Below are 5,549 nucleotides of genomic sequence, written 5' to 3' on the forward strand. Positions count from 1 at the left end.
GCTGCCCCCCAAACAACCCAACCCCCGGCCACCCCCGCCCCCCCCCCCGCGGCGCCCCCCCCCCGCCTGTCCCTGGGTCTCCGCCTCCAGGCCGGTGCAGGGGGCTGCCCGGTGGTGGCCGGGCAACGACGCGGGCACGCCCCGCCGGGACCGTCCGGTGAAGCGCGGCGGTCAAGCGGTGGGAGGCGTGCCGGGCGTCTCGCCCGGGCGGCCCCGGGCGTCGTTCAGCTCGCTGCGCAGATCGCGCCCCGACGCGGCTGCGGCCTGATCGTTCAGGGCGGCGAGCTCCTCCACGCCGAGGCTGCCGACCCACATCTCCAGCCGCCGCCACTCCGCCTCCCTGGCGTCGCGCAACTGCTCGTCGTACCAGTCGAGCTCCGCCTCGGGCTCGGGCTCGATGCCGCGGTACCGGAGCCTGGTCTCCTCCTGCACGAGGTGCGTCTCTCGGTCGCGCTCGGCCCGCTCGACGATGTCGCAGGGGTAGACGGCGGGTGGCTCGGGCTCGGCGACGATCCGCCGGTACGCGGCGAGCATCCCGTCGGTCGTCTCGCGCGTTGCGCCGAAGGCCGCCAGGAGAGCGGTCAGCTGCTCCAGGGTCGGGCGCTTGCCGTTGAGGATGTTGCTGATCGTGCTTTTCGACAGGCGCCCGGCCGCCCCGGGGGAGGCGGCCAGCAGACGCAGCGAAGGCGAGCCCGTCTCCTCGTGCAGGCGCTTCAACTCCTCGGTCAGTCCCGGCCAGGTCCTGATGCGCCCCGGCACGTAGACGGGAGGCGGCCAGACCGGCGCCGGGCCCTCGGGCGCGGCGGACACGGCGCCGGCGAGCAGCTCCAGGCCGCGTGCCTCGAACCCACGCCAGACGGCTGCCTGGTCGGCTTCGTCACCCTGGGGCTTCCTGACCGACGTCCACCTCGCCCACGCACCGGCGTAGGCACGGACGGTCTCCTCCTTCGGCGGCCGCACCTCGAAGGCGCGCCGCAGTGTCCGCTCCGATACCGGCCGTCCTGCCTCAGCGGACCGCTTGGCCAGCTGCACGAACGTCAGCTCGCCCCGGGCCTCGCGCAGCCAGGCGTGCAGCGCCTCCAGCTCCGGCCACGAGGCGGCGGCAGTACGGCGGTTCACCGGCCGCTCTCGGAACACACGCCGAGCAGGCAGCTCCACCGTCCCGGCACGAGCAGCGATCCGGCCGCCGCCGTGAAGGCGACCAGAGCCCCGGGCAGGGGGCGCTCGAGGGCGGCGAGCACGGTGACGCAGACGACGGGCACGACGGCGACGGCCGCCTCACCCACGCCGAGCCGGCCCTCGGCGCAGGAGCAGCCCGACGAGCCTGCGGACGGGGGAGGGGAGGGGAAAGAAGACATGGCGGTACCTCGGAATCGGCAGCAAGGGAGTAGGACAAGTGCCCGCAGGCGGTAGCGCCCGGCGCGGTGACACCGATCGTGGCAGTGCTCCCAGGCCCTGTGCGACCCGCTTCCCTCCAGCCCGCAAGAGGCGTACACACCACGTCCGCGACGGGCCGCAGGTCAGACCCTGTGAGGACATCATTCTGTCCACGCCCCCACGCAGCGGACGCCAGGAACGCCCAACGCCCCTTGCTGCACGGCGCGTCCGGCTACGCTGAGCCGATGTCCGTCATACCCGCCCTTTTCCGCGATGCCGAGACCGACCACCCCGCCGTCGCCCATTGGTGCACCACCGTCCTGGCTGGCGACACCGCCCGCCTGCTGCTCCTGGGGCCGCACTGGTCCGGCAAGTCCCACACCGCCTATGCCGCGCTGCGCCGCCTCCTGGCCGCCGGGTACCCTGCGGCGGACATCGCCGTCCACCGGGCCCTGGAGCTCAAAGGCACCTACGAGCCCGGCATGATCGAGAACGCGGCCAGGGTCACGGTGATCGACGATGTGACGGTCTCGGTCGACCTGGTGCGGGAGGCGACGGTGCCGCAGGAGACGGACTCCGCCGACGTCCAGGCGATGATGGCCTTGGAGGCGGGGGCCTTGGCGGACGCCGTCGACCGCCTGAGCCGACTGCCGGGGCGATCCTGGATCCTGGTCGCGTCCAGCGTCGAGCGGCTCGTCGAGACGGTCGGCGAGGAGACCGCCGAGCGCCTCCTCGCCATCGCTGAGCAGGCGGAACTGCCGCCCCGGCCCCGGCCGAACCTGCGCTGGTAGCAGGCACCACGCCCCTGGCGGCGTCGGCGCCTGAGCAGCCGCGACCGGTCGACTCGTTCGCAGGTCAGCCGCGCGGCAGGTCGGGGAACCGGTCGTAGGCCGGGTCGCCCGGGGACACGATGGACTCGATCCGCTGGGGCGGGATCGGCGATCTGTAGAAGACGTCGGCGTCGGCCGGCTCGTGGCCCAGGGCCTTGCCGACGAAGACGTGGACGACGGAGGGGAAGACGCTGTGCCCCTCCTGGACGGGGGTGGCGAGGTCCAGGAGGGCGGTGACGACCGAGGGAGCTCCCAAGCTGCGGAGCTTCGCGGCGAGAGCGGGGGAGCCCTCGCAGTGCTGCCAGTAGATGGCCTCGCCGCCCCAGTAGGTCAGCAGCCGGCGGATTCCGTCGACGTGATGGGTCTGGGGCGCGGCCGACAGGGTCAGGCACACCTGGTCCTCCCGCCTGCCCCAGCCGCGCTGTTCGGGGACCGTCTCGTTCACCGACCGCAGCCTCTCGTGCTCCGCCACGCTCAGGTAGCCGAGCGCGTGGGCCTGGTCCAGGCGGTCGTTGACGAGCCGGGCGTTGAGCAGCCGCAGGCCCTGGGAGCGGATCGCGTCCTTCTCGTGGTCCAGCAGACGGGTGTGGTGACGGGCCCGGACGAGGTGCCCTTCGAGGTGGGCGAGAACGATGTCCTCGTGCGACAGGAGGTCGAGGTCCTGGTAGTACTCCGGGGCGTGACCCGCGCGGCGGGCGTCGTCGGCGAGCCGGCCGACAAGGTCGGCGAGCGGACGGGGCCAAGTAGCAGGGCCATCCACGTCGACGATCGGCAGATCGCCCGGTTCCATAGGCATGCCCGCCAGTGTGAAGCCGCCCCGAGCGCGGCGTCCTGTGCTTTTCGCCCCGGCCGCCAGAACCCCGTAGACCGCAGGCCGGGGCCACCGTTTCCGGCCGGTCCCGGTGTGGGAAAACCGCTGCCCACGGGCACGGCGGCCCACTACGTTCGGGCCGTATGAGCACCCATCTCCCCCTGCGCGAGACCGTCCTGTCGTGGCTCGAGCACGCCCGCACCCTGCCACCGGTCCCCCAGGCCATCACCGACGTAGCCCTGGCGACGCTGCCGCAGTGGGACGTCCTGGAAGATGCGGTGGCTGCTGCGGCGCCCCAGGACGAGCACCCCGACCTCTACGGCAAGGTCGAAGGGGACTGGGTCCCGAGCTTTTCGGCCCTGCTGGGGGAGTCGGGCCTGGGCGAGGCGACACGCCTGATCGCCCAGGGCGCGGACGTGCCCGTCTCTGAGGTCGCCGACAGCTTCGTCGCCTTCTGTACCGGTCCGGCGCCGGTCCCCGAACGATGGCTGCTCCTCAACGCCGACCTCCCCCGCAAAACGCGGATCCAACTGGGGCAGTACACCCTGCAGACCTTCACCCTGGACGAGCTGCGCCAGGCGGTCCCGATGCCGGCGCTCCACGGCCTGCGGCCCCGCAGCCTCGACCTTGACCTGATCACCGGCGCGCCCTTCCTCCATGTCCCCGACCCCGGCCGCAAAGTCACCCGCCGGCCGACCTGGTTCGACTTCACCGGTCCGCGTGCGGAAGCCCTGCACTGGCAGGCCCTTTTGCCTCTGGTCCTGTGGGACAGCGAACTCCTGCGCGTGGACTCGGTTTTCACCGTCGCGCGCGGACGCCGCTTCGACCTGAACCCCAAAAACGTACCGACCACCATCAAGATCTACCCAGACCCGCACGGAAGAGAGCAGGAGTTCGAGGTCCGCGACACCGGCGACTTCTACGTCCCGGCCAAGGACCTCGCGGCCCTGACCGCCTTCTGCACCGCGATCTCGTCGAAGATCGACGCGGTCATGGCCGGCGCATCCCATCAGCGGCGCATCCTCAACCGGCGCGCCCGGCGCCTCGAACGCGCCGCCCGCCACCTCCTGGCCGCCTACCAGCGCACCTACACCGACGACACCGTCTGGGAGGTGGAGGCCGACGAACTGCACCTCGACTACGTCATCGCCCTGGAAGCCCTGCTGATCAGCCCCCACGACAACCGCGGAGGCATCGCCAACAACATCCGCTCCCGCGCGTCCGCCCTGTTCCTCACCCCCGAACGCCAGAAAACGGTTGGGGACATCGTCCAGCGCGCCTACGCGGCCCGATCCACATACGTGCACGGCGACGTGATCAAAAACCAGACAGAGCAGGAGAAACTGGAAGAGCTGCGGACTCTCAGGCTCCTGACCCGGCAGATCATCCTGCGCTGGCTCGTCCTGACCCCTTCCGACACCGACGACCTCGCACCCCTGCTCGACGACGCCGCGCAGTGCACCAGCTGCAGAGACCGCATCGACCAGCCCCTGCGCGACTTCTTCACCGCCACCCCGCCCAGCAGCCGGCCCGCCGACATCACCGCCACCTGACCCCCGCGGGGAGCTCCACCGCCCGCCCGCGCCGTACCCCAGGCGTCTCGGCGCTGCAGCCCGCCGCCGGAAGTTCAGGCCGCTGTACTCGGCTCCGCCCGGACTGCCTGAACCGTCTCCTCCAGCCCGGCCGTCCCGTACGCCTGCCAGTCCTCCCACGCACCACGAGCCGGCCGCCTGCGCTCCCGCCCCGCCCCCGGCCTCTCCAGGGCCGCTGAGGGAGGCTGCCCCTGCCGCAGGACGGTGTCGGGGCTGGCCCTGCCCCAAGTGTCAGTGCTGCCCTGCATAGTGCCGGTCATGATCAACGACTTGGACAGGACCGACTGGGCGTCCCTGGGGCACGCCTACGGGGCAGCCGACGACGTGCCGGAGTGGCTGCGCGGCATGCTGTCGCCCGACCCTGCCGTACGCGAGGAAGCGTTCGGCAACTTCTACAGCGCAGCGCTCCATCAAGGGAGCGTGTACACGAGCACGGTGGCCAGCCTGCCGTTCCTGTTCGCGATGGCCGACGACCCTGCGACTCCGGACCGCGGGGAAGTCGTCGCGCTGCTGCTCAGCATCGGGCGGGAAGCGGTCGACGCCGAGGAGATCTACGCCGTCATCTGTGGCGAGGACGGTGAAGAGTCCACGATCTACCCGGACACCGCACGCCTGATGCGCGAGCACGCCGACGCCTTCGTCGCCTACGCCGGTGACCCCGACCCGCGGGTGCGCCGGGCGTCGATCGAGGGTCTGGGGCTCTTCCTTGACGATGCCGAACGGGCGGTGGGGCTCCTGCAAGGTCGCCTCGTGGAAGAGAACGGTGCCGTCGAGCGTCTGCTGGTGGTGCGGACGATGGCCGACCTGGCAACCCGTCTGGCCGCGGCCGCGGCGCCCGCGCGGGCATGGCTGGGTTCGTTGGCCGACAGCGCTAAGACCGAAACGGACACCCCTCTGGCGGCGCGCGGGCACCCGGCCCCCGTCGCTCCCGCCGACAAA

The 5,549-nt window shown here is 72.0% G+C and carries 7 protein-coding genes; 3 read left to right on the forward strand and 4 right to left on the reverse strand.

The window, feature by feature from the left end:
- Positions 1 to 171 precede the first annotated feature (171 nt).
- The 3 genes from ACFW1I_RS33105 to ACFW1I_RS33115 are packed head-to-tail and all read right to left on the reverse strand — an operon-like array spanning position 172 to position 1,358.
- On the reverse strand, positions 172 to 1,032 hold the full coding sequence (locus ACFW1I_RS33105; RefSeq protein WP_384676933.1) for a helix-turn-helix domain-containing protein: 861 nt from the start codon (positions 1,030 to 1,032) through the stop codon (positions 172 to 174).
- Positions 1,033 to 1,037: 5 nt separating this feature from the next.
- Positions 1,038 to 1,106 (reverse strand): gallidermin family lantibiotic, encoded by a 69-nt coding sequence (locus ACFW1I_RS33110; protein ID WP_383674716.1) that lies wholly within the window; start codon positions 1,104 to 1,106, stop codon positions 1,038 to 1,040.
- A 9-nt stretch (positions 1,107 to 1,115) separates the two neighbouring features.
- Entirely contained in the window at positions 1,116 to 1,358 is a 243-nt protein-coding gene (locus ACFW1I_RS33115) for a hypothetical protein (protein WP_384676906.1), read from the reverse strand.
- Positions 1,359 to 1,622: 264 nt separating this feature from the next.
- Here ACFW1I_RS33115 and ACFW1I_RS33120 point away from each other — a divergent pair, with 264 nt between their 5' ends.
- A complete protein-coding gene (locus ACFW1I_RS33120) occupies positions 1,623 to 2,168 on the forward strand; it encodes a hypothetical protein (protein ID WP_384676908.1) in 546 nt (181 codons plus the stop codon).
- A gap of 64 nt (positions 2,169 to 2,232) precedes the next feature.
- Here ACFW1I_RS33120 and ACFW1I_RS33125 read toward each other — a convergent pair whose 3' ends face one another.
- Complete coding sequence (locus ACFW1I_RS33125; protein ID WP_384676910.1) at positions 2,233 to 3,003, reverse strand: hypothetical protein; 771 nt, start codon at positions 3,001 to 3,003, stop codon at positions 2,233 to 2,235.
- A 158-nt stretch (positions 3,004 to 3,161) separates the two neighbouring features.
- Here ACFW1I_RS33125 and ACFW1I_RS33130 point away from each other — a divergent pair, with 158 nt between their 5' ends.
- Both ACFW1I_RS33130 and ACFW1I_RS33135 read left to right on the forward strand, forming a co-directional pair.
- Complete coding sequence (locus ACFW1I_RS33130) at positions 3,162 to 4,571, forward strand: hypothetical protein (RefSeq protein ID WP_384676912.1); 1,410 nt, start codon at positions 3,162 to 3,164, stop codon at positions 4,569 to 4,571.
- A 297-nt stretch (positions 4,572 to 4,868) separates the two neighbouring features.
- The coding region (locus ACFW1I_RS33135; RefSeq protein ID WP_384676914.1) for a HEAT repeat domain-containing protein at positions 4,869 to 5,549 on the forward strand (681 nt) is incomplete at its 3' end.

Origin of the sequence: Streptomyces sp. NPDC058955, assembly GCF_042741435.1 — a bacterium.
In the GTDB taxonomy this organism is placed as follows: Bacteria; Actinomycetota; Actinomycetes; order Streptomycetales; family Streptomycetaceae; genus Streptomyces.

Coding starts and splice junctions, on each gene's coding strand:
- ACFW1I_RS33115 (WP_384676906.1), bottom strand. CDS start 1,358: ATGTCTTCTTTCCCCTCCCCTCCCCCGTCCGCAGGCTCGTCGGGCTGC.
- ACFW1I_RS33120 (WP_384676908.1), top strand. CDS start 1,623: ATGTCCGTCATACCCGCCCTTTTCCGCGATGCCGAGACCGACCACCCC.
- ACFW1I_RS33125 (WP_384676910.1), bottom strand. CDS start 3,003: ATGCCTATGGAACCGGGCGATCTGCCGATCGTCGACGTGGATGGCCCT.
- ACFW1I_RS33130 (WP_384676912.1), top strand. CDS start 3,162: ATGAGCACCCATCTCCCCCTGCGCGAGACCGTCCTGTCGTGGCTCGAG.